Here is a 22,893-nt window from a genome sequence, read left to right on the forward strand (position 1 = left end):
ATCAGCGATTGAGCTTGCCGATCAACATGGCGCGCAGCTGGCGCGCGAGCGTGGGGTCGATCGGACCCAGCACCTGGCGCGCGTGCTCGGGCAGATGCTCGCCGGCACGCTCGGCAGGGCCGAACACGTAGTAGTCGAACAATGCGCGCCACGCGGCCTTTTCCGACGCCGGGCGGTCGCGGATGGCCCACAACGCGTGATACAGCGCCTGCATTGGTGCAGGCAACTGCGCAGCAGCCGTGCTCCACCAGTAATTGACCAGCACATTGAACGGCTGCAGCGACTGCACGTGATGCCACCACATGCTGGGAATGAAAATCGCATCGCCCGGCTCCAGCACGGCAGTGCGCGCCTGCGACAACGCATCGGCCATGCGGGGATACCGCGCAAGATCCGGAGCGGCCACATCCACCATGCTCACCACCTGGCCGCCTGGCGTGGGTTCCAGCGGGCCCGGATACAGATTGGTCACCTGCTCTGGCGCAAACAAGGTAAAGCGCCGCTGGCCTACCGCGCACACCGCCAGATTATTGGGCGCATCGAAATGGCAGGAGGCGATGACCCGGTTGCCGATCCAGATGCTGGCTGGCACGGCCTTGCCGTCTACGCTGACATCCAGGGCATTGCCTGCAGCAAAACCTGGCAGATGCGCATCGATCGGCAACGAAGCCAGGTAATACGTGGGCGGCTGCGGATCGTCCAGATGCGCCTGGATCGCATCCAGCAGCGCGTTCAAACTGCCACGCTGCACCTCGAAATTGAGGTCGCTGCAATCATCGCGATAGAACGGCCGGCCGCCGATGTCCGGAGCGCCGTACGAATACTGTAGTGCCCGGCCGGTGTCCATGCTGCGCAGCTGCGCCATGGCCTGGGACGTACCGCGCTGCGCTGCCTGCACCAGCGCCCACTCGCGCGCCACGCCGCGCAGCACCAACGGCTGGGCGGCCGCGCACAGCTGGGCCAGCAATGCCGCATCCGGCTGGCAGTTGCTGCGCTCGGGTAGCGGCGCAATCGATGACAGTGCGCTCATGCGATCAGGCGTGTGCTGCGGCAGCCGCAGCCGCCTGCGTGTGCTGGAGCCGGCGCTGTTTTTCGCCCATCAACCGGCGCAGGTTGTGCTGCGAGGCCAGCATCAAGAAGGCCCCCTCCAGATACCCGGCATGATGCAGCTGCTGCAAGGCGGCACCATCCAGCGCGGCCAATCGCTCGCGGTCGACGCTGTGCAGCCCTTCCAGGTGCATGCCATGGCTGTCGTCGAGCACCATTTCCAGCGTCACCGGTTGAATCAGGTCCAGCGCATCGAATGCCGCGCACATGGCCTGCCCTGCATCCATGCCATCACGGATGCCGCGCAACACGCTGATGATGTGCTCCAGATACGCACTGTGCCCGCCCTGCGGCAGGAACACCGGCTCGCCGTCGGCACGGCTGATCCGCGGGTGCTCCAGGTCGACATGAATCACCGGTTCCTGCACCAACGCGCCATCGATACGCTGCTCCTGAAACCCGATCAGGAATGGCCCCTTGGCGACGATGCCCGGCAGGTAAGCTGCATTCCAGCGGCCGTCCTGCAGAAACAGGTTTTCATCGGGCGCAAACCCCAGCAACGCGACCGACTGATAGGCACCGGTGGCCGTATCCTTGCGAAAGAACAGCGGGTATTCGCGTTGCAGCTCGGCGTACTCGGTGACGAAGGCCGGTACAAAGCCCACCGCGTCGCCGAACTCGGCACCAAATCGCAGAATCACCCGCAGATCGTGATGCGCCACATTGTTGAGCACTGCATATCGCGACATCTAAGGCTCCAGCAGTGGCCGGCGATGGGCACTGCACTGGTTGGGGGATCGATTACGCGACAACATGCCGCGGCCGCTGCCCGCGAGCATTGCCAAAAAGCGTGAACCCGGCAAGCGGCACAGCAGCATGCGCTGGCCGACTGCAGGTGCCGGCCTATCGCGGGTTTGGGCGCGCCATCCACACCCCGGTTTCTGATGCGTTGATGCAACTCGCCGGTAGCGCTCGCCTTTGAGGTATCTGCAAGACCACGCGAACAGCATCTGGATCTGCGGCGGAAGATGGCTATTGGCACACGCCGGCAAGCTGATGCGGCCGCACGCAAGCGCCGATAAGACAGAGCGAGCCTGTGCAACAGCCGGCATGCACCAAGGCACACACCGGCTGCATACGGGCCGCACTGCCGTCACAGCGTCACACCCAGTGCGATGCGCTAGAACGCGTAGCGCACGCCTAGCGTATAGCGCGGCTGTTGGTCGATCAGGCGGACAATCTGCTTCTCCGACCGGCCATGCCAGCGCACGTCTTCGCCGGTGAGGTTGATCGCTTCAAAGCCAACCGACAGCTGCTTATTGAACGCGTAGCTGAGGCTGAGATCGATCTGTTGATAGGCCTCCACGTAGTACGGGTTGCGGTTGGAGGCATCCTGATTTGCCGCGATCAGATACTCGTCGCGCCAGTTCCAGGCCAGACGCGCGCTCCAGCCATATTTCTCGAACATCAGCATGACGTTGGCGGTATCGCTCAGGCCCAGCAGCGCGAATTGATCGCGGTCGATGACGTTGTTGTCGAACGCCACATCGCCTTCGACGATGGTGTAGTTGGCGTAGATACCGAAGCCTGTGCTGCCGAAGAAGTACTGGCCGCCCAACTCCCAACCATGGATGTTGGCCTTGTTCTGGTTCACCGGCCGCGATACATCGAACTGATACAGCGGGTCGGATGCAGTGCCGACGAGGTCGTAGGCAGTTTCCAACGCCAGGCTTTGCGCCGAACTGCCGTTGTAGGCACCCAATCCGCCGGTGGCAGCGGCGTTGCGCAGCAAAGCCGTTGCCGCAAACAGCGAGGTGTCGTTGGCAGAACAGGCCGCCGCCACGTCGTTGCCGGCAGCGCCCACCTGTGCAGCACACGCACCGCTTTGCAGGAACGCCAGTGCCGCCTGCGCATCCGGCCCTGAGGTAGGGTCGGTCAACCCGTACAGGGTCTCGCGCGAGACCGTGGTGCCGATGAAATTACTGACGCGCTTGTTCCAGAACGTGGCCGACACATAGCTGGCGTCGGCGAAATACCATTCCAGCGCCAGGTCGAGGTTATCGGACTCGAGCGGGTCCAGCGTCGGCGTCTGCGAGTCGCCGCTGGCGCGGTTGGACGGGTTGATCAGGATCGAACCCGCCGGCGTGTTGGGTGTGGGCCCGGCGAGCAGATTGTTGTACGGTGCCCGCGCAATGGTCTGGCCGAACGAGGCACGGCCTTTCAGCTGGTCGGTGATGTCGATGCTGAAATCGAGATTGGGCAGGATGTAGTTGTAACTGGTCTTTTCGCTGAAGGGCTGCTGCTCACTCGACCGCAGCAACTGGAAATCGTTATTGGACTGCCACTGCAGCCCGATCGGCGTGGCCACCTGCGAGGTGGATTCCACATCGGTGCGCTCGTAACGCAGGCCAAGACGGGTGTTGGTGGTCATGCCGGAGATATCGCCGGTCAGTTCCAGTTGGACATACGCTGCACGGGTCTTTTCTTCGACCTGATTGTCCGCGCTGTACAGCGGGTTGTAGCGGGTGGCGGCGCCGTATTGGCTTCCGCCCCACAACGCCAACTGGCTGGCATCTCCGCGCCATGCATTGCGTGCCGCACCGTTGGCATTGAAGTCGTCGAACATGCCGATGATGCTCACCGGTTGCAGCAAGTCGGTCATCCCCGGTTCGTTGCCGGCATTGGCCACGCCCCAGTCGCCCAGCGTGGAGTTATTGTCGCTGGTCAGGCGGTGCATGGTGGTGTTGGACGAGCTGACACCGAACTGAAAACGCCCGTCGTCGAAGTCGAACTTGCCATCCAGGCGGCCTTCCTTGGTCTCGGTCACCTGCTTTTGGTAATAGATGCGCTGCACCTGCGACCCCAGATTGTTCTTGGTGAAATCCGGGTTGACCACGCCATTGGTGCCGGCCAGCGAATCGGCCACCGTCGGATACCAGGTGCGCGCGCCGATGGGCAGCGAATTGTTGAACCACAGCTCTTGCCCCCACTGGCCGCCACACGACGGACCACCGGTGCAGTTGTTGGTGCCGGCAAAGCTGAAATACGTCGCGCTGCCGCCGGTGATCGGGTCGTTGGGCAGGCTCTGCGTCTTGGAGTTGTGGGCATCGAAGGTCAGCTGAAAGCGGTCGCTTACCTGCCAGTCCGCGTTGAAGCCAAGCGAACCGAGCGTGTACTTCTGCTCGTTGCGTTGCTGCTCCATGCCGAAGTCCTTGGCGCCGTTGGGCACATCGCGCAGATACACCGGCGTGGCCACGGTCTGACCGGTGTCAAAGGTCAGATCGGTAAAGCTGTTGGCACGCTGCAGCCAGATGCCCTGCTCGCCGCGTTCTTCGCGGATTTCATTGGACGAATAGGTGTAATCCAGGGTCAGCGTGAGGCTATCGGTGGGTGCGAACTGCATCACCGCCTGGCCGTTCATGCGCTCGCGCTGGAAGTCGGCGAAAGCGTAGCGGATGTCGTTGGGCAGGCCATACAGCTGGCCGATCGCCGGTGCGTTGGTCACCACGGTATCCGGGCGCAAGGCCGGGTCGGTGCCGGTCCAGCGCTGGATGTTCCAGCGGTTTTCGGTGGCCTGTACCGAGCCACCGTGACGCTTCTGGTAGCTGGCGCTCAGGCCGATACCGAAGGTCTTGTCCGGGTTGGTATAGCTGAAGATGCCCGACACTTCCGGCGTCAGCGAATCGCCGAACGGCTGCGAGCGGTCGGACACCATCTTGGCGCCGGCATTGGCCACCACGCCCTCGTGGTTGAACGGCTTGTCGGTCTGGATGTTGATGGTGGCGCCGATCCCGCCGCTGGGCGCGGTAGCGCGACTGGTCTTGAACACCTCGATGCCGGTGATGGCTTCGGAGGCGAGCTGGGCGAAGTTGAACGCGCGCGTGCCCACATCCACGCCGCCGATCGGCGTCTGCCCGGGCGCACCGAAGGCGTCGGCACCGGGAATCAGGCGGCCATTGAGGGTGACCGTGTTGAATTGGGGCCCAAAGCCGCGGGCGGTGACCTGCGCGCCTTCGCCATCGCGACGTTCGATCGAGATGCCGGTGATGCGTTGCAACGATTCGGCCAGATTGGTGTCCGGAAACTTGCCGATATCTTCGGCACTGATCGCATCCACCACGCCGGCGGCATCGCGCTTGATGCCCATCGACTGGTCCAGGCTGCTGCGGATACCGGTGACGTTGACGGTATCGAGCGTGGTGGCGGCATCGCTGCTGGACTGCGGCGCAGGTGTCGGCGGCGCGACGTCCTGCGCAAACGCGGGATTGACGACCAACAGGCCGCCAACGAAGGTGAACATGGCCTTCGACTTGAAGCTGTTCAACGTACGACGCATCGATGTGTCCTCGGGAGTGGAGTCCAACCGCCTACGGCCGATGTCGCGGCATGCGACACGGCGAAGTCATGACCATCGCCCGGTCGGCGATGGAGCAACACTGCAATGAATAAGGTCCCCTAGCGCGCATGCCACCGATCGCCCCTTCGACCGTTGACCTGCGTTATGCAGTGCATGCCTGCGGCAGACATCGCCGACAAAGATGGTGTCGGCAACAGGTGCGCAATGCGTGCCCTGCATGGCGTGCCGGCCAGTGATAGCGCTAACACGCCGCGCAGCCTAGTCAGGCGACAAAGGGCTTGTCACCGTGCGTTGCAGCATAGTGATGGGCGCGCACTGTTACAGCCGATACGGCACTCGCTTGAGCCCGCATGCAGTGTTCAATGGCGGCGCGGCTGTAAGCGTTATCATTGGATTGCGCAAAAACACGCAACGGGCGCGGTGAAAATCGCACAATCAGCTTGCCCAATCATGCTGACGCCACACGACTGCGCAAACGGTGCATCGACGACACCATGGGTGACTTGGATATGCGACGCGTGTGGGCGCCATGCAGTGCTGGCAAGTGACGTCGTAGGGTTGACACCGGTGCAGAGCTGACGGATGCGCAAAGAAAAAAGGGCGCACTCTTCGAAATCGATTGCACCGCGGGTTGCGGTTGCAGCGCGCGGTGAGTGAACGCATGGGCCAGCGGGAGCGCAAGCCAAGCTCCCGCTGGCAACAGTCAGCCGATCACATCCACGCGATCGTCGCTGCGGTCGGCATCCGGCAGCGCGTGATCCGGGTCCAGCGTCACGTGCAGCACTTTCTGCGTGGTGGGCAGGGTCAAGGTCGGGGCGGTGTTCTGCAGCCAGCTCTCCACCGGTACGCGACGGTCCAGGTGGCTGCCGTCGGCCAGATCCACGCGCACGGTGACCGGCATCACCAGCTTCTGCCGGCTGCGCAAGGTCAGCTGCAGCCCCTTGGCAGGGTCGTGATCGACGTACTGCGCGCGGGCGATGCCCATGTCCAGCTGCCAGTTGTTGAAGTACCAACCACGCCACCACCAGCTCAGGTCTTCGCCGCTTTCGCTTTCCATCAGCCGGAAAAAATCCGAGGGCGTGGGGTGTTTATAGGCCCAGGTGGCGATGTATTTGCGAAACGCCGGATCGAAGCGCTCAGGTCCCAGAATCTGCTCGCGCAGCAACACCAGCCCTAGTGCGCCTTTGAAATACGTCAGCGGATGACGGTAGGTTTCGCTGGTGGCATCGGCGATATCCATCAAGGTGGGCGCCTTGACGTCGGCCAGCAACGGCAGGATTTCATCGACCGGGTTTCCGCCCTTGGGCGCATATTCCGAATCGCGCTTGGGCGCGTATTCGCCCTTGTTGAAGGCATCCGACGCATAGACATCGATGAAGGTGTTGAAGCCTTCGTCCATGAACGCATGGCGCCGCTCGTTGGAGCCGACGATCATCGGGAACCAGGTGTGGCCGATCTCGTGTGCAGTGATCCAGAACAGGTCCTTGCCGCCGTCCTCGAAGCCGTCGAACACAATGCCCGGATATTCCATGCCCGCGCCATAGCCGCCCAGGTTGATCGCCGCCGGCCACGGATACGGATACCACTGCGAAAAATGTTCGATCGCGCCCTTGACGTATTCGGTGGAGCGATTCCATTTATCCGCACCTACCCCCTCCACCGGGTACACCGACATCGCCAGCGACTGCTTGCCGCCCGGCAGGTTGATGCGTGCAGCGTCCCAGACAAACGCGGGCGACGCGGCAAACGCCACGTCACGCGTGTGCTCCATATGGAAGCGCCAGGTGCGCGTGCCGGTGCCCGCCGGTGCCGCCGCGCGTGCGGCCACGTCTGCCGGCGTGCGGATCAGCACCGTGCGGTCGCTGTCGCGCGCCTGTTGCAGGCGTTGCTGCTCGGCGCGGCTGAGCACCTCGGCCGGGTTGGTCAAGGCGCCGGAACCGGCTACCAGAAATCCCTCCGGTACGGTCACCGCGTAATCGAAGTCGCCGTACTCCAGATAGAACTCCGAGCCCAGATACGGTTGCGTATCCCAGCCACGCAGATCGTCGTACACCGCCATGCGCGGGTACCACTGTGCGATTTCGTAGATCTCGCCCTGCTTGCTGGCGCTATAGGCGGTGCGACCGCCCCAAGTGCCGGGAATGCGGTAGCGGTAGCGGATGTGCAAGGTCATCGCCTTGCCCTGCCCGGCCAGCGGCTGCGGCAGGTCCACGCGCATGCGGGTGTCGTCCACCACGAAATGCACGGGCTGCCGGTGTCCGTCGCGCTCAACCTCCACGCTGGCGATCTGCATGCCGTCGGTGAACTGGGTACGCCGCGATGGGCGACTGGCGGCGGCGCGTGCATCGGCGCGGTACATGTTTTGGTCCAGCTGCAGCCACAGCACGTCCAGCGTGTCCGGGCTGTGGTTGGTGTAGTGGATCGCCGCCTCGCCACTGAGCGTGTGGCTGGCCGGGTCGATGCTGGCATGCAGCTGGTAATCCGCACGGTTCTGCCAGAACAGCGGCCCGGGCACGCCACCGCCGCTACGGTAGGCATCGGGGGCGTCGGGCAGCTGCAACGGGGCGAACAGCACCAGTGGGTCGAAACCGCCTGGTGGCGCTGCGGCTTGCGCGGCGGTCGCGGCCAGAGCGGGCGCGCTAATGCACGCCAGGGAAAGTGCAACGGCAAACGAGCGGCGCATGGTGGGGAACATGCTGTGGTCCTGCGACGGGGGGAGTTTCATCCTACGGCGGCGCTCGCCGGGCGTGCACTGCCATTGGTCCCGGTTGGCGCCAGGTCGTGCCGCTCGGCTAGTGAAGGGCTAGCCCGCCACGTGCGTGAGCGAGACGGCTGCGCAATGATGATGGCGCACACCCACGTGGTGCCAATGCACGATGCGCAGCAGTGACCCTGCTGGCCTTGAGCGTGGCCGACGACGCGGGCGAACACCACTTCTATCGCGGAACATCGGATTTCGCGCTAGCGCCGCCAGCAAGACACGCATCCTTGTAATGCAACCAGTGCTCAAGTGGAAGGAATGCGCAGCTCCACCCTGCACACGCGGCGTACGCCATCTGGGCAGATCGCCGGACCAAACGGCCTAGTGCCGGACATCTTCAACCCTGGCCAGGCGTCAGGCTCCCCAAGCGCAACGCACCGTCACCGCCCACGCCCAGTGCGTCGTCCGGATTGCTCAGGCGGCAGCGCCGCAGCGACAGGCAGCCGCAGCCGATGCAATCGGTGAGCTGGTCGCGCAAGGCCTGCAGTTCACCGATGCGTGCATCCAGCTGCCCGCGCCAGCGTGCGGACATGCGTGCCCATTCCGCGCGCGTGGGGGTGCGCTGGTCCGGCAGCACCGAGAACGCCTCGGCCACTTGTTGCAAGGGCACGCCGAGCCGTTGCGCGACACGAATCACCGCGATTCGCCGCAACACATCGCGCGCGTAACGCCGTTGATTGCCCGCGGTGCGCAAGCTGCGGATCAGGCCTTTGCGCTCATAGAAATGCAATGCCGACACCGCCACGCCACTGCGCTTGGCCACTTCGCCCACAGACAACTCACGCTGCATTGCCTTGACCTCAACCATGGTTGAGGCAGGATGCTGCGCGACCCTGACCGATGCAAGCAGCACGGTCACGCCTGTGTTCACTCGCTCTGGATGTTCGATGCCCACCGATACCCCTCTGCCCGCCGCACCGCTGCACGCGCACCCCACTTCGATCCTGGCAGCGCCGTATCGCGCCGCCACGCTCGGCATGGTGGCGCTAGTGTCACTCAACGCCTTCGAGTCGCTGGCCGTAGCCGCCGCCATGCCCACCGTGGCGCGCGAGTTGAACGGCTTGCCGCTGTACGCGCTGGCCTTCGGTGGCACCCTGGCCACCAGTGTGGTGGGCATGACCGCTGCGGGGCGCTGGAGCGACCGTCGCGGCCCCGGTGGTGCGCTGGGCGCCGGGCTGCTGTGCTTCGTGATCGGCCTGTTGATCGCCGGCCTGGCGCCGAGCATGCCGCTATTGATCGCCGGCCGGCTGCTGCAGGGGTTGGGTGCCGGTGCCTATTCGGTAGCGCTGTATGTCCTGGTCGGGCGGCTGTATCCGGAACACCTGCGGCCGCGGGTGTTCTCGGCGTTTTCTGCGGGCTGGGTGGTGCCATCCCTGGTCGGGCCGAGCATCAGCGGGCTGATCGTGCAGCACGTGGGCTGGCGTTGGGTGTTCCTGTCGGTGCCGTTGCTGGCGATCCCGGCCGGGCTGATGCTGTGGCCGGCATTGCGCGGGCGAAGCTGGACCAACGCAGACCCCACCGAGCCGACTGCGTCGCTGGGCTGGGCCATCGGCGCAGCGTTGGGCGTGCTGGGCGTGTATCTGGGCGGTCAGCTACACGGCATGGCCGCGCTGGGCGCGATGTTGCCGCCGCTGTTGCTCACGGTGTACTGCGCCCGGCAGCTGTTGCCGGCCGGCACGTTGCGGCTTGCACGCGGATTGCCCAGCGTGATCGCGCTGCGTGGCATCGCTGCAGCGGCGTTCTTCGGTTTCGAGGCGTTCTTGCCGCTGCTGCTGTCGCGCGAAAGAGGGCTGTCGCCGTTACTGGCCGGTGTAGCACTGAGCGTCGGCGCGCTGGGCTGGTTCAGCGGATCGTGGTACCAGGGCCACAGTCGCGCGGGCTGGTCGCGACCGCGCCTGCTCAAGGCTGGAGCAATGTTGATGATGGTGGGGATCGTGATCGGCGCAGGCGCGGTGTGGCCGGCATTTCCGGTGCCGGTGGCGATTGCCGGCTGGGCCTTGACCGGGCTGGGCATGGGACTGCTGTATCCCAGCCTGTCGGTGCTGACGCTGTCGCTGTCGCCACCCGAGCGGCAAGGGGCCAACAGCTCGGCGATGCAGCTGAGCGAGGCCATTGCGGTGGCCGGCACGCTGGCGCTGGCCGGCGCATTGTTCGCCGCGCTGCTGGCATCGGCCACCCTGCCCGCCTATCTGAGCGTGTTCGCGCTGGCCTGGCTGCTGGCGGTGGCCAGCCTGGTGGTGGCGCGGCGGGTCTAAGGCGTCAGGCGTGGTGCGCGCTTCTCTGGAACGGAGAGCGCGAGACCGAAGCCCTGTTGATCGTGGCGTGCGGATGTCGCCGCTGTTCGATGGGCATCGCCTGCATCGTCGCTTCGACCGAAGACCTGGCGCGCCCTCTCATGCCAACCCCGCATGCGATGTATCGATGATCGTGAGGCCAGCGATGACTTTGCCGATCTTGCCGGCATTGCTTCCATCGGCACGGCGGCGGCATCGCCACGACCGACTGGTCATTTTTTCACCACCCATCTTGACAGCGTTGTGGGCCGGGGCCTGCATGCAGTTGTCCACAGCCTTGTGCAAGTTCCATCCACAGGGGGTGTGGAAAACCTGCGCTGCGTTACACAGCCCGCAGGGCTTGCGGGCAACTGCGGCGTATGCAAAGCAAACGCCGCAGTTGCCTGGACCCGTGTGGCATACATCGTAGATACGGCAACAGCGCCCTGACGCGTCGAACTCAGTCCACGATCACATGCGGTACGAAGCGCGAGGTGTCGCGGGTGATCGGGCCATCGTCATCGCGCATGCCCAGCCCGGCTGGGCGATCGGCCACCACCCAGCTACCCACCAGCGCGTGGCGGCCATCGAATACCGGCAGCGGGTGGTGCGCCTGCAGGATCGCCGGGCCGTCCACATATGGGCCCTCTGTCTGTGCAGCATCGCCCTGCGCGGTCACCAGGGAGATGTTGGCGCCCTCGCGCGACAGCAGCGGCTTGCGCACCCAGCCTGCCGTCGGGGCTTCGCCGGCATGTGCAAAGCGGGCTGCCAACAGATTCGGATGCCCTTCATGGCGCTCCCACAGCAGCGGCAGGATCCCCTTGTTGCTCAACACCGATTTCCATGCCGGTTCGATCAGGCGCACGCGGTTGGCAATCAAGGCCGGGCCGAAGCGTTCCTCCATCATGAATTCCAGCGGATACAGCTTGAACAAGGTCTGGATCACGCGGTCCTGGTCATCGGTGAACCAGCCTTCGGCGCTCAGGCCGATGTCTTCGATGGCGACTTCTTCGGTCGCGATACCAACCTGGTGCGCGCAATCACGCAGGTAGCGCACGGTGGCACGATCCTCTAGCGAGTCGCGCACGGCCGAAAAATGCATCTGCGCACCGAGGGCGCCATCCACCGCCAGCGTGCCCAAGGTTTCGCACAACACATCCTGGATCAGGTTGTACTGATCGGTGCCCGTGGGCAGCACGCCGGCGGCGATCTGCTGCTCCAGCCACAACCACTGGAAATACGCGGCTTCGTACAGCGAGGTCGGCGTGTCGTAATTGAGCTCGTACAATTTGGCCGGGCCGTTGCCGGAGTACGCCAGGTCCATGCGGCCATACAGATGCGGGTCGCGGTTCTTCCAGGAGTTGGCGATCCAGTCCCAGTAAAACGGCGGAATGGCCAGCTTGGTCAGCAGCGCCTCGGAGCCGACCACCTCGTCCACCAACTGCATCGCCATGTCGTGCAGGTCTTGCGTGGGCGCTTCGATGTCGTCTTCGATCTGCCGCAACGAAAACGCGTAATACGCGCGCTCGTCCCAATACGGCTCGCCATCGATGGTGTGGAAATGGAAGCCGAGCGACTCGGCCTGCGCGCGCCAATCCGGGCGTTCGGCAATTGCGATGCGTTGCATGTCAGCCGCCGAACCCGGAGCTGCGCCCGCCGCTGCCGAACGAGCTGCGTGCCGCCGCACTGGAGCCGAAACCCGAGCGGGACACGGTGATCGCGCGACTCGGCATATCGATCGCCCCGCTACGCCCGCGCACGGTGCCGATGCGGTTGCTGGCCAGATCGCCGTTGGGCTTGTAGTACCCGCCGCTGCGGTAATCGCGGTACAGCGGAATCGAGCCGCCATAGCGGTAGCCGCCACCACCGGTCATGTTGCCCAACGCGTAGCCCAGCAGGAACCCGCCCATCGGCGGGATCCAGCTCTGCTGGCCCTGCGCCGTCTGCACCGCCGTGCAACTGCCGAACTGCTCGTCGCACTCGTAGCGCGTATTGAAGCGCGGCGCGGCCTGCTGGTGCTTGGTCACCGCCTCGTCATAGGCCTTGAGGCACTGCTGGATATCGGTCTGTTCCTGCTTGATCTGGTAGCAGTCGGAGGCCGACTGCAGTACCACGCCGGTTTCCGGTTCGGAGCCGCAGCCGGTGACGAGGGCGGCCGGCAATGCGGCCATCAGGGTGAGCTTGAGATTGCGTGATCGCTTCATGCCTGCGCTCCGTTACGGCGTGATCGCCGCGGCATTGATCAGCCCGACCGCGATCGACACGCCGGCCGAAAAGATGCCGGCGGCGGTGACGTTGTCGGTGATCTGCCGCGAGATGCGCCCGGCCACCAGGTTGGCCAGCAGATACGCCACGACCTGGATGCCGCAGGCGACCGCGCCCCAGATCAGCGCATCGACCAGGCTCACCGAATGGGTGATGGCCGAATGCAGCGGCAATGCCACACCGATCAGGTTGCCGGCCAGGGCGGTGGCCGCAGCCACGTTGCCCTGCCGCAGCAGGGTGAAATCCTTGTGCGGGGTGACCAGGGTTACCAGCACCACCGCCACGATCAACACGCCCAGGCCGGTGCCGAAGTAGGAAAGAAACGCGAGAAAACTCTGCAGGTTGATCGGGTTCATGACAGGACCAGGGTAAGTGGAAGACGAGCGCGCACGCTCAGGTGATATCCAGATCGGCGACGGTGACATCGATGCCGACCGCATAGGTGACGCAGAACTCGTTGGGGCCGGAATCCTCGCCGGTGACCAGCAGGAATTCCTCGCGCTGCAGCTCCGGTACATCGCGGCTGTAGAGCATGGCGTAGTGGGTCAGATCGCCATCGCGGCGCGGCGGCTGATAGCGGTACAGCACCTCGTCGTAGGCGATCGGCGGGATGCGCGCGGCATCGTCGGTGGACTGCGTGGCGCGTTGCCAGCGCTTGCCGGCGTACTCGATCTGCGCCGCACCCAGATGCGGATGCTGCATCACGAACTCCTGAAACGCCTGCTTGCTGGGCGGATTGACCGTCTCGCAATACACGAAGGCCTTCATCGCCTCCAGATCGCCGCCAACCGTGGTGACCTGCAGGAACGCGTCGTCGTCCAGATAGAAACGATGCAGGGCATAGCCATCGCCCAGATTGACGTGGCCGTAGCACGGAATGCCTTGATGCCCGCCCGGCAACTCGGCGGTCATGGCCTCCGGTGCCATGCGGTACAACGTGGTATCGATCTCCAGCTGCCCACCCACGCGCAAGCCCAGCGGCAGCGCGTGACCGATGGCGCCAGTGCCGGAGCCGGGCAACGGCGGCGGCTGTGGTTGACCGAACAACTTGCTGAAAAAACTCATCGTCATGCACCTTGTGGCGATGGGGAATGGGACACCGGCTCGGCGCGCAGGGCCTGCCAGGCGATGGCAGGCACGGGCACGCGCTGTTGGGCCAGGTAATACAGCATGGCACCGGCCGGCACCGCGGTGTGTGCGGGCGGGTTCAAGCGCAGCGCGCCATCGGGCGCGCGCAGGCCCAGCAACAGGGCGCCGCGCTGGCCGAAATCGGCGGCCAGCAGGCGGTAATCCAGCGGGTCGACATCGGCAGGAACCGCCAGGCTGAACTGAGTCGGGCCATCGTCCACCGACAGCAGTTCGGCCGTGATCGCCGCGCTGCCCGGATCCTGCGCCGCGCGGGCCAGGATCTCGGCGGTCATGGGCCGCGTGCATTCGATCGCCGGATAGTGGCAATTGACCAGCCGCGCGGCGCTGCCCGAATCGAAGTGCGCCACGACGTGCGCACGCGGCGCATGCGCCATCAGCGCGAACACCGCCGCCAGGGTCTGGTCGTCCGAGGGCGGGTTGACGATCACCCGCGCCGCACCGGCGATGCCGGCACGCAGGTAGACCTCGGTATGCGTGTAGGACTCGGCGGCGATGAAGCGCATATGGTCGGGCATCGGGTTCTCGGCCACGCCCTCGGCGATCAGCACCACGCCTTCGTCGTCGGTAGCGGTATCGGACAGCAGCAGTTCCAGCAAGCGTGTGGACGCGGCGCCCTGCCAGCCGATCAGGATGGTGTGCCCGTGCAGATCGGCGTAAGCCATCTTGCCCATGTGGTGGCGCCTCCAGAAGGTGATGAGCACGCCGCTGGTCTTGGCCAGCACCGTGGCGAACAGCGCCACCGCGCCCGGCATCAGCACGAACGCGGCGATATAGCGCCCGGCCACCGAACCCGGCGACAGGTCGCCGTAGCCGATGGTGGTGGCGGTGGTCATGTAGTAGTACGGAAACGCGTCCAGGCCAACGAGCTTTTGCTCGCCGGCCAGCAGCAGCAACACCCAGCTCAGCCCCATGTGCGCCAGCAATGCCAGCGCCACCATGCCCCAGCTGACGCGGCGCACGTGGCGCCGCACTATCCGCAACAGCTTTCCGACGATGATCATGGCGCGTCCTGTGCCGTGCGGCGGATCAGCTGTCGCTGCGCGGAACCTGCTGCACGTCGCGCACTTGGCCGATCAGCGGCGCGCTGCCGTCGGCGGTGTCGTGGCCGAGCTGGGCCGGCTTCTTGAAGCGTGCCAGCACTGCGGCGGCGTTGGACTCGCCTTCCATCAGGCCGGCCGCAGCCAGACGCCGATTCAGATCGCCGTCGCCACTGGCTGCCTCCAGCTCTTCGGCCGATTCGATGCGTGCGGAGGTCTCGGCCTGACGCGCCTTGATTCGCTCCAGCGATTCCAGTGCCGAGCCCATCTTGCTGCTGGCACCGGAATGGCGCGCGGCAATCGCCGCCTGTGCCTTCTGCACCGCATCGGTGGCCTTGACGGTGTCGATCTGCTGGCGCATGCCGCGCAGCTGGTTCTCGGTCTTCTGGATGGTGGCCTTGAGCGTCACCACCGACTGGTCCAGCGAGCTCTTGGAGGCCTTGTCGCCGGCGTCCTCGCTTTCCAGCGCCGCCAGCTTGACCGCCACGTCGTGCGCCAGTGCCTCGTCGTTCTTGGCCAGCGCACCTTCGATATAACGCGTGTATTCGGCCATCTTGCCGGCGCGCGCGTCGATCTTCTGCTGGGCGAGCTTGCTCTGCGCCATCAGCTTGGTCAGCTCCTCGCGCGAGCGCGTGAGCTGGGCGCCGGCATCGCGCATTTCCTGGTCCAGGATGCGCAGCGCGTTGGCGTCGACCGCCTTCTGGCCGGTTTCGTGTGCAGTGCCACGCAGCAGCGTGATCAGCTTTGAAAAGATACTCATGACAACACGCCTTTAGGAAAAGAACGGCTTGAGAGATTCGGCGGCATCCAGCGTATTGGCCGCCAGGGTCTGGATTTCCTCGTCGATCTGGTCGAGCGTGGACGACGCCGACAGTTCGCCGAAGACCACATAGCTATCCTTGCCGTCGACCTGCACCAGGCCCAGGTTGGACAAGGGATTGAGCGGATTGAGCCGCAGGCAGGCGTCGTTGAACGCCGCGCGGTCGCTGACCTGGTCGGCATTGGCCAGCAGCGTGGAAACGAACACCTGCGAGCCGGAGGCGGCGACCTGGATCTGCATGTCGCCGTGGTCGGCCAGGGTGAGGTTGATGGCCGGCTCCAGCCCGTCGATCAGCTCGACCTCGATCGGCTGGTCGCGGTAGCGCTCGGCCAGCAGGCCGTGCAATTCGACAGTGGTGTACTGCGTCATACGATGTCCTGTCCTTTGGTCATGCAGCGGTGGTGATGCAGTTGCCGCTGCGGTGATGCAGCAGCGGCCGTGCAATGGGCGGACATACTACAGACTGTCCGCGACCGGCAGAAAGGGCCAGAAGTCAGCCGGTCAGGCCAGCTGCAGGCGGTAGTAGACCACCCGTTCAGTTGGCTCGAAGCCGCATGCCGCATGCGCCGCCTGGGCGCCGCTGTCGTCCAGCCGCGCATCGGAGGCCAGCTCCGCGCAGCCCTGCTCCCGCGTCCACGCCACTGCCGCGGCCACCAGCGCGCGACCGAGCCCGCGGCCGCGCCAGGCGGGACTCACATACCAGCCTTCCAGAAAGCCCACCGGCGTGCTCTCGGTGCCATTGACGTAGTCGTGGCGCACCGACACCTCGGCAAACCCCAGCGCCGCATCCGCGTCGTCCACCGCCAGCAGGTGGCTGGCGTCTGCCTGCGCCAGCGCGGCCTGTAGCTCGGCGAGGCCATCGTCGGCATCGGGCCACAATGCCAGGCGCAGGGCCAGCAAGGCCTGCGCATCCGCGCCCACCGCCGCGCGCACCCGCCAGCCGGCCTGTGTGCTCACGGATACAGCATCCGCTTGCTCCAGTGGCTGGCCGCATCGGCCTCGTAACGCCAGCGCTCGTGCAGGCGGAACTTGGCGCCGTACCAGAACTCGAATGCCTGCGGCACCACCCGGAACCCGCCCCAGCCCTCCGGGCGCGGCACCGCGCGGCCTTCGAAGGTGGCTTCGACCTTGGCGATGGCCGCGTCGAACTCCTCACGCGAGCCCAGCGTCTGCGACTGCAGCGAGGCCCAGGCGCCGATCTGGCTCATGCGCGGGCGCGAGGCGAAGTAGGCATCCGATTCCTCCGCGCCGACCAGTTGCACGCCGCCCTCGATGCGCACCTGGATGCCGGCCTCGCGCAGGCTGCGCCACAGAAACAGCAGGGCGGCCTGCGGATGGGTCTGCAGGTCGCGGCCCTTCGCGCTATCCAGGTGGGTGTAGAACACGAACCCGCGCGCATCGAAGGCCTTGAGCAGCACGGTGCGCGCGCTCGGCCGGCCGTCCACGTTGGCGGTGGCCACGGTCATTGCGCTGGCTTCGAGTTCGGCGCCGGCCTGCGCCTCGGCGTACAGCGCGGTAAAGGTGGCAAGGGCTTCTGCGTACAGATCGGTCATGACGGTGCGAGGGCAGCAAGATTGACGCCTATTGTGGGCGCATCGGGCCTGCTTCGCCTATGCGCAGCGGTCGACAGGCCTGCGCCCGCTGTAAGAACCTGCCGCCGATGCCTGAAAGCAGGTCACGCGCATTGGGACGTCTTCGCGCCACTGACGCTAGCTGCCAAGCACTCGCCACGGGTTGCGTGCAGCCACTCCATCTTCAGCGGTCGTCCCAGCCGCTGTCCGCGCAGCGTGGGTGTCGATGCTGCTGCGCGCAGCCGGCGGTCGCCGCGCCGGAATGGTTTCAGTCCATGCCGATCGGCCCGATGCGCGGGCCCGAATGCTACGATCCCTGCGCATGAACCCCGCTTCCAATCTCGTGATGGTCGGCCCGATGGGCGCCGGAAAAAGCTGCATCGGCCGCCGTCTGGCCGAGCGCTTCGGGCTGGAGTTCGTCGACGTGGACCAGGCCATCGTCGAGCAGGTCGGCAGCAGCATCCCGGCCATTTTCGAACAGCACGGCGAAGCGCGGTTCCGGCAGCACGAGGTCCAGACCCTGCAGACGCTGCTGGAGCAGGACAACAAGCTGATTTCCACCGGCGGTGGCGCGGTGCTGGATCCGCTCAACCGCCAGCGCATCCGCGCGCGCGGCTTCGTGGTGTACCTGCACGTCAGCGTGCCGGCACAGCTCACCCGGCTGGCGCGCGACCGCAACCGACCGCTGTTGCAACGCGCCGACCGCGAGCAGGTGCTGCATGCGATGGCCGCGCAACGCACCCCGCTGTACCAGGAGGTCGCCGACCTCAGTCTGGAAACCGATCACTTCTCCCCCGCCGAGGCCACCGCGCAGCTGGTGCTGCGCCTGGCCGCGCAATGGCGCATGTCGAGTCCCCCCGCATGACACTTCCCCGTTCCTCGCGCAGCGTCGATGTCGACGGTGCACAGCCGTACACCATCACCATTGCGCCCGGCCTGCTGGCCGATGGCGCGCGCCTGGCCAGCCATGTGCGTGGCCGCCACGTATTGCTGCTCAGCGACTCGCAGGTGGCCCCGCAGTACGCCGCCGGCGTGCGCAAGGCGCTGCTGCAGGCGCGCCCGGACCTGCAACTGGGCGAGCTGGTGATTGCCGCCGGCGAAGCCTCCAAGACGCTGGACAATTTCGGCGCCGCGATCACGGCATTGGCCGAGCTGGGCGCCACCCGCGACGCCTGCGTGTTCGCGCTCGGCGGCGGCGTGGTCGGCGACCTGGCCGGATTCGCGGCGGCGTGCTGGATGCGCGGGGTGGACTGCGTGCAACTGCCCACCAGCCTGCTGGCGATGGTGGACTCCTCGGTCGGCGGCAAGACCGCGGTGGACATCCCGCAGGGCAAGAACCTGGTCGGCGCGTTCCATCCGCCACGCGCAGTGATCGCTGATACCGACACCTTGCATACCCTGCCCGCGCGCGAGCTGCGCGCCGGGCTGGCCGAGGTGATCAAGTACGGCGCCATCCGTGACCCGCTGTTCTTCCAGTGGCTGCATGCCGAACGCCGCGCGCTGCTGGAGCGCGATGCCGACGCGCTGGCGCAGGCGATCGCGCGCAGCTGCGAGCACAAGGCCGACATCGTGGCGCGCGACCCGCTGGAAAAGGGCGAGCGTGCGCTGCTCAACCTGGGCCACACCTTCGGCCATGCGATCGAGACCGAACAGGGCTACGGCGCGCCCGGCAACGACAACCTCAACCATGGCGAAGCGGTCGCGGTGGGCATGGTGCTGGCCGCGCGGCTGTCGGCCGCGCTGGGCATGAGCGATGCGCAGGACACCGAAGCGCTGCGCGCGCTGCTGCATGACTTCGACCTGCCCACCGACATTCCGCCCGGCCTGTCCCCGCAGGCCCTGCTGGGGCGCATGCGACTGGACAAGAAGAACATCGCCGGCCGCCTGCGGCTGGTGTTGTGGCGCGGCATCGGCAAGGCCGAGGTGGTACCCGATGTCGACGAGGCGGCGGTCTTGCAGATCCTGGCGGGCTGAGATTGCGCAGGTCAGTTGAGGCCGAGTTGGCCGGTTGAAGTTGACCTTGGCCGCTTGACGGTGGGCTGCAACCCGTCGGACTCAGCTGACGTCTGCCCGTTGAATCGAACCTGGCCGGCTGAGCGTGGGGTCAGTCAGCCACGGCAGGTTCGCTTGCGAGGCAGCTAAGCACCACCACCGTCGATCGCTTCCCCGGACCCCGGCGCCCACTGATCTGACAGTGCCCCTGCCTCCGCAGAGCGCACCTGGGCGCGATGGGCTCCCCGCGAAACCCCTTCGTGCCCGGGTGCGCTCCGCCGAAGCGTCTGCACACTCCGGCGCGGAGCGTCGATTACGCGGGAGCGCGCCAGCGCGCGAGAGCCTTCCGACAGCCACACTGCGCCCGGCGGACCTTCGCAAACGAAGCAGCGCAGCACGCCCGCAGCCCCCAGCTTTCAGCACTGCCCGGCTACAATCGGGGGCATGCGCATCCTCCTGCAACACGATTCCGGCGGTAACGAGCCGCTCCGCTACGTTCAGCTGACCCTGCAACCGGATCTATTCGGTGGCTGGGAACTGCTGCGCGAAAGCGGCCAGATCGGCGGACGCACGCAGTTGCGACGCGACCAGTACCTGCTGCAGGACGAGGCCGACCGGGCCTTCGAAAAGGCCCGCGACACCCAGCTCAAACGCGGCTTCCAACTCATCACCGGCGGCGCCGACGCGCCGCTTTGAGGACATCTCTCCCCATGCTCAAGAACGATCGCCTGCTGCGCGCCCTCAACCGCCAGCCCGTGGACCGCACCCCCGTGTGGCTGATGCGCCAGGCCGGCCGCTACTTACCGGAGTACCGCGCCACCCGCGCGCGCGCCGGCAGTTTCCTGGGCATGGCCAAGAACCCGGACATCGCCTGCGAGGTCACCTTGCAGCCACTGCAGCGGTTTCCGCTGGATGCGGCGATCCTGTTCTCCGACATCCTGACCATCCCCGATGCGATGGGCCTGGAGCTGTATTTCGTCGAAGGCGAAGGCCCCAAGTTTCGTCACCCGGTGCGCGATGCCGCCGCCATCCATCGCCTGGGCGTGCCGGACATGGAAACCGAGCTGCGCTACGTGATGGATGCGGTGCGCCTGATCCGCCGCGAGCTCGATGGCGCGGTGCCGCTGATCGGCTTTTCCGGCAGCCCGTGGACGCTGGCCTGTTACATGATCGAAGGTGGCGGCAGCAAGGAATACGCGCGCATCAAGGCCATGGCCTTCAACGCACCGGATGTGCTGCACCACCTGCTCAGCACCGTCACCGATGCGGTGATCGCCTATCTGTCGGCACAGCGCGCGGCCGGCGCGCAGGCGCTGCAGGTGTTCGATACCTGGGGTGGCGTACTGTCGCCGGCGATGTACCGCGAATTCTCGCTGCCCTACCTGACCCGCATCGCGCGTGAGCTGGAGCGCGGCGACGGTGCCGAGCGCACCCCGCTGGTGTTGTTCGGCAAGGGTAACGGCGCCTACGTGGCCGATCTGGCCGCCAGCGGCGCCGAAGCGGTGGGCGTGGACTGGACCATCTCGTTGGCCGACGCCGCGCAGCGCGCAGGCGGCCGCGTCGCCCTGCAGGGCAACCTGGACCCGGCCACCTTGTACGGCTCGCCCGAGGCGATCCGCGCCGAGGTCGGCAAGACCCTGGACAGCTACGCGCAAGGCAACGGCGGCTCGCGCGAGGGCCACGTGTTCAACCTTGGCCACGGCATGTCGCCGGACATGAATCCGGATCATGTCGGCGTACTGGTGGAAGCGGTGCAGAGCTTGAGCAAGCGCTGATGCACGGCGTGATCGACAGCGCCGCGATTCGCTGTCGATCACCGTTTGATGATGCGCATGCAACAGCACGGTTATCGCCCAACTGTAGAGAATGCGTGATAACAACGGCATTGGACGACAGCGTGAAGCAGAACGTATTTATCGTGTTAGCCCTTGCGTGCCATGGGCAACTTCACGTTATTGAATCGATGTGATCTGCTGTGACTTGGCAGTAATGCGGCGGCGCCATTCGGCAGTGCGGACCGCTTGCCTTGGCGAGACTCGTTAAAGGCGCTAAAAAGAATTGCGGGCGGATCAGACGCTCTGCACAGCGACGCTGAGAGAATGCGCTGTCCTTCCGATGGCGATCCCGATGCCTCCTTCTGCTCCTGTCCTGCGCGCCTACGCCACCATCAAGCCGCTGTTATGGCTGGTGTCGCTGGCGATCTTCATGCAGATGCTGGATGCGACCATCGTCAATACGGCGTTGCCGTCGATGGCGCGCAGCCTGCACGAAAGCCCGCTGCAGATGCAGTCGGTGGTTTTCAGCTATGCGCTGGCGGTGGCGATGTTCATCCCGGCATCGGGCTGGATCGCCGATCGCTTCGGAACACGACGCACCTTCTTGGCGGCGATCATCGTATTCACGCTGGGCTCGTTGCTGTGCGCAGCAGCGCAGCAACTGCCGCAGCTGGTGGGTGCGCGTATCGTGCAAGGCATCGGCGGGGCGATGCTGTTGCCGGTGGGCCGGCTGGCGGTACTCAAGACGGTGGCGCGCGAAGATTTTCTGCGCGCCATGAGCTTTATCGCCATCCCCGCGCTGATCGGCCCGTTGATCGGCCCAACGCTGGGCGGGTGGCTGGTGGAAGTGGCGTCCTGGCACTGGGTGTTCTTGATCAACCTGCCGATCGGCATCATCGGCTTCATCGCCGCGCTGAAGATCATGCCGGACCATTACGGCGATGCACAGAGGCGCTTCGATCTGGTCGGCTATCTGATGCTGGCCTTCGGCATGGTGGCGTTGTCGCTTGCGCTGGATGGCATATCCGAACTCGGCCTGCAGCATGCGTTTGTGATGTTGCTGGCAATCGGCGGGCTGGCTGCCCTGGCCGGCTATTGGCTGCATGCGGGCAATACCGGCAACGCGCTGTTTCCGTTGGCGCTGTTCAAGGTGGCGAGTTATCGCATCGGCATCCTGGGCAACCTGTTCGCACGCGTCGGCAGTGGGTCGATGCCGTTCTTGATTCCGCTGTTGCTGCAGGTGGGCCTGGAGATGAGCCCGATGAATGCCGGGCTGATGATGGTGCCAGTGGCGCTGGCCGGCATGGCTGCAAAGCGCGCGGCGGTGAAGCTGGTTGGGCGTTTTGGCTACCGCAACACCTTGATGGTCAATACCGTGCTGGTGGGGCTGGCGATGGCCAGCTTCGCGCTGATCGATGTGGGCCAGCCGTTGTGGTTGCGGCTACTGCAACTGGCCTGCTTCGGCGGCGTCAATTCGCTGCAATTTACCGTGATGAATACCGTTACCCTGCGCGACCTGGATCGCGATCAGGCCAGCCCGGGCAACAGCCTGTTGTCGATGGTGATGATGTTGGCGACCGGTTTTGGCGCCGCAGCGGCCGGCAGCCTGCTGGCCGCCTTCGACACCCATCTGGGCGATACGCACGGCGCCACTGCGGCGCTGCATGCCACCTTCCTGTGCGTGGGCGGTATCACGCTGTCGTCGACGCTGATCTTCTGGCAGCTGGCCGAGACGCGGCCGCACCCGAAGGAAGTGGAAGCGGTGGCCGAGTAATCCGCCACACGCCGTCGATCAGGTGCCATGTCACGCGTGCGCGCCGTGCATGGCATCGGCGCCCTGAGCGGT

At 65.6% G+C, this 22,893-nt stretch carries 21 protein-coding genes; 6 read left to right on the forward strand and 15 right to left on the reverse strand.

Annotated elements, in window-relative coordinates; all coding sequences use genetic code 11:
• Position 1 precedes the first annotated feature (1 nt).
• From BJD12_RS05870 to soxR, 5 genes are all read right to left on the reverse strand, one after another.
• Positions 2-1,030, reverse strand: a complete 1,029-nt coding sequence (locus BJD12_RS05870) for a cupin-like domain-containing protein (RefSeq protein WP_005995069.1) — start codon at positions 1,028-1,030, stop codon at positions 2-4.
• A gap of 4 nt (positions 1,031-1,034) precedes the next feature.
• Positions 1,035-1,796, reverse strand: a complete 762-nt coding sequence (locus tag BJD12_RS05875; protein WP_005995067.1) for a SapC family protein — start codon at positions 1,794-1,796, stop codon at positions 1,035-1,037.
• Positions 1,797-2,227: 431 nt separating this feature from the next.
• Positions 2,228-5,383: a TonB-dependent receptor gene (locus BJD12_RS05880; protein ID WP_005995065.1), complete on the reverse strand. Its 3,156-nt coding sequence runs from the start codon at positions 5,381-5,383 to the stop codon at positions 2,228-2,230.
• Positions 5,384-6,107: 724 nt separating this feature from the next.
• On the reverse strand, positions 6,108-8,099 hold the full coding sequence (locus BJD12_RS05885; RefSeq protein ID WP_042828319.1) for a M1 family metallopeptidase: 1,992 nt from the start codon (positions 8,097-8,099) through the stop codon (positions 6,108-6,110).
• Positions 8,100-8,502: 403 nt separating this feature from the next.
• Positions 8,503-8,955: a redox-sensitive transcriptional activator SoxR gene (gene soxR, locus BJD12_RS05895; protein ID WP_039421679.1), complete on the reverse strand. Its 453-nt coding sequence runs from the start codon at positions 8,953-8,955 to the stop codon at positions 8,503-8,505.
• 97 nt (positions 8,956-9,052) lie between these two features.
• Here soxR and BJD12_RS05900 point away from each other — a divergent pair, with 97 nt between their 5' ends.
• Positions 9,053-10,420 carry an MFS transporter gene (locus tag BJD12_RS05900; RefSeq protein WP_005995059.1) on the forward strand — a complete coding sequence of 456 codons (1,368 nt, stop codon included), beginning with the start codon at positions 9,053-9,055 and terminating at the stop codon, positions 10,418-10,420.
• A gap of 138 nt (positions 10,421-10,558) precedes the next feature.
• Here BJD12_RS05900 and BJD12_RS05905 read toward each other — a convergent pair whose 3' ends face one another.
• The 10 genes from BJD12_RS05905 to pdxH all read right to left on the reverse strand — a co-directional run bounded on the left by BJD12_RS05905 (position 10,559) and on the right by pdxH (position 17,262).
• Positions 10,559-10,744 (reverse strand): hypothetical protein, encoded by a 186-nt coding sequence (locus BJD12_RS05905; protein WP_042828318.1) that lies wholly within the window; start codon positions 10,742-10,744, stop codon positions 10,559-10,561.
• A gap of 154 nt (positions 10,745-10,898) precedes the next feature.
• Complete coding sequence (locus BJD12_RS05910) at positions 10,899-12,065, reverse strand: glutathionylspermidine synthase family protein (protein ID WP_005995057.1); 1,167 nt, start codon at positions 12,063-12,065, stop codon at positions 10,899-10,901.
• A 1-nt stretch (position 12,066) separates the two neighbouring features.
• On the reverse strand, positions 12,067-12,642 hold the full coding sequence (locus BJD12_RS05915; protein WP_005995055.1) for a DUF1190 domain-containing protein: 576 nt from the start codon (positions 12,640-12,642) through the stop codon (positions 12,067-12,069).
• A gap of 12 nt (positions 12,643-12,654) precedes the next feature.
• A complete protein-coding gene (locus tag BJD12_RS05920) occupies positions 12,655-13,059 on the reverse strand; it encodes a DUF350 domain-containing protein (RefSeq protein ID WP_005995053.1) in 405 nt (134 codons plus the stop codon).
• A gap of 37 nt (positions 13,060-13,096) precedes the next feature.
• A complete protein-coding gene (locus BJD12_RS05925; protein WP_005995051.1) occupies positions 13,097-13,774 on the reverse strand; it encodes a YjfK family protein in 678 nt (225 codons plus the stop codon).
• Positions 13,771-14,853 (reverse strand): potassium channel family protein, encoded by a 1,083-nt coding sequence (locus BJD12_RS05930; RefSeq protein WP_005995049.1) that lies wholly within the window; start codon positions 14,851-14,853, stop codon positions 13,771-13,773. Before BJD12_RS05930 ends, BJD12_RS05925 begins: the two co-directional genes overlap by 4 nt.
• A gap of 25 nt (positions 14,854-14,878) precedes the next feature.
• Positions 14,879-15,649, reverse strand: coding sequence for a PspA/IM30 family protein (locus BJD12_RS05935; RefSeq protein WP_005995047.1), 771 nt, complete (start codon positions 15,647-15,649; stop codon positions 14,879-14,881).
• Between the two features lie 12 nt (positions 15,650-15,661).
• Positions 15,662-16,078, reverse strand: coding sequence for a YjfI family protein (locus BJD12_RS05940; protein ID WP_005995044.1), 417 nt, complete (start codon positions 16,076-16,078; stop codon positions 15,662-15,664).
• A gap of 132 nt (positions 16,079-16,210) precedes the next feature.
• Positions 16,211-16,666: an aminoglycoside 6'-N-acetyltransferase gene (aac(6'), locus tag BJD12_RS05945; protein WP_005995042.1), complete on the reverse strand. Its 456-nt coding sequence runs from the start codon at positions 16,664-16,666 to the stop codon at positions 16,211-16,213.
• The gene (gene pdxH / locus BJD12_RS05950; RefSeq protein WP_005995039.1) at positions 16,663-17,262 is read right to left on the reverse strand and encodes a pyridoxamine 5'-phosphate oxidase; all 600 of its coding nucleotides are present in this window, start codon (positions 17,260-17,262) and stop codon (positions 16,663-16,665) included. Before pdxH ends, aac(6') begins: the two co-directional genes overlap by 4 nt.
• Before the next feature lie 340 nt (positions 17,263-17,602).
• Here pdxH and BJD12_RS05955 point away from each other — a divergent pair, with 340 nt between their 5' ends.
• The 5 genes from BJD12_RS05955 to mdtD all read left to right on the forward strand — a co-directional run bounded on the left by BJD12_RS05955 (position 17,603) and on the right by mdtD (position 22,821).
• Positions 17,603-18,145 (forward strand): shikimate kinase, encoded by a 543-nt coding sequence (locus BJD12_RS05955; RefSeq protein WP_005995037.1) that lies wholly within the window; start codon positions 17,603-17,605, stop codon positions 18,143-18,145.
• Positions 18,142-19,254: a 3-dehydroquinate synthase gene (aroB, locus tag BJD12_RS05960; protein ID WP_042828317.1), complete on the forward strand. Its 1,113-nt coding sequence runs from the start codon at positions 18,142-18,144 to the stop codon at positions 19,252-19,254. Before BJD12_RS05955 ends, aroB begins: the two co-directional genes overlap by 4 nt.
• A gap of 462 nt (positions 19,255-19,716) precedes the next feature.
• Positions 19,717-19,968 (forward strand): WGR domain-containing protein, encoded by a 252-nt coding sequence (locus tag BJD12_RS05965; protein WP_005995035.1) that lies wholly within the window; start codon positions 19,717-19,719, stop codon positions 19,966-19,968.
• A gap of 14 nt (positions 19,969-19,982) precedes the next feature.
• Positions 19,983-21,047 (forward strand): uroporphyrinogen decarboxylase, encoded by a 1,065-nt coding sequence (gene hemE, locus BJD12_RS05970; protein WP_005995034.1) that lies wholly within the window; start codon positions 19,983-19,985, stop codon positions 21,045-21,047.
• A 352-nt stretch (positions 21,048-21,399) separates the two neighbouring features.
• Positions 21,400-22,821 (forward strand): multidrug transporter subunit MdtD, encoded by a 1,422-nt coding sequence (gene mdtD, locus BJD12_RS05975; RefSeq protein ID WP_039420763.1) that lies wholly within the window; start codon positions 21,400-21,402, stop codon positions 22,819-22,821.
• Positions 22,822-22,893 lie beyond the last annotated feature (72 nt).

Source organism: Xanthomonas vesicatoria ATCC 35937 (genome assembly GCF_001908725.1).
GTDB classification, from domain to species: Bacteria; Pseudomonadota; Gammaproteobacteria; order Xanthomonadales; family Xanthomonadaceae; genus Xanthomonas; species Xanthomonas vesicatoria.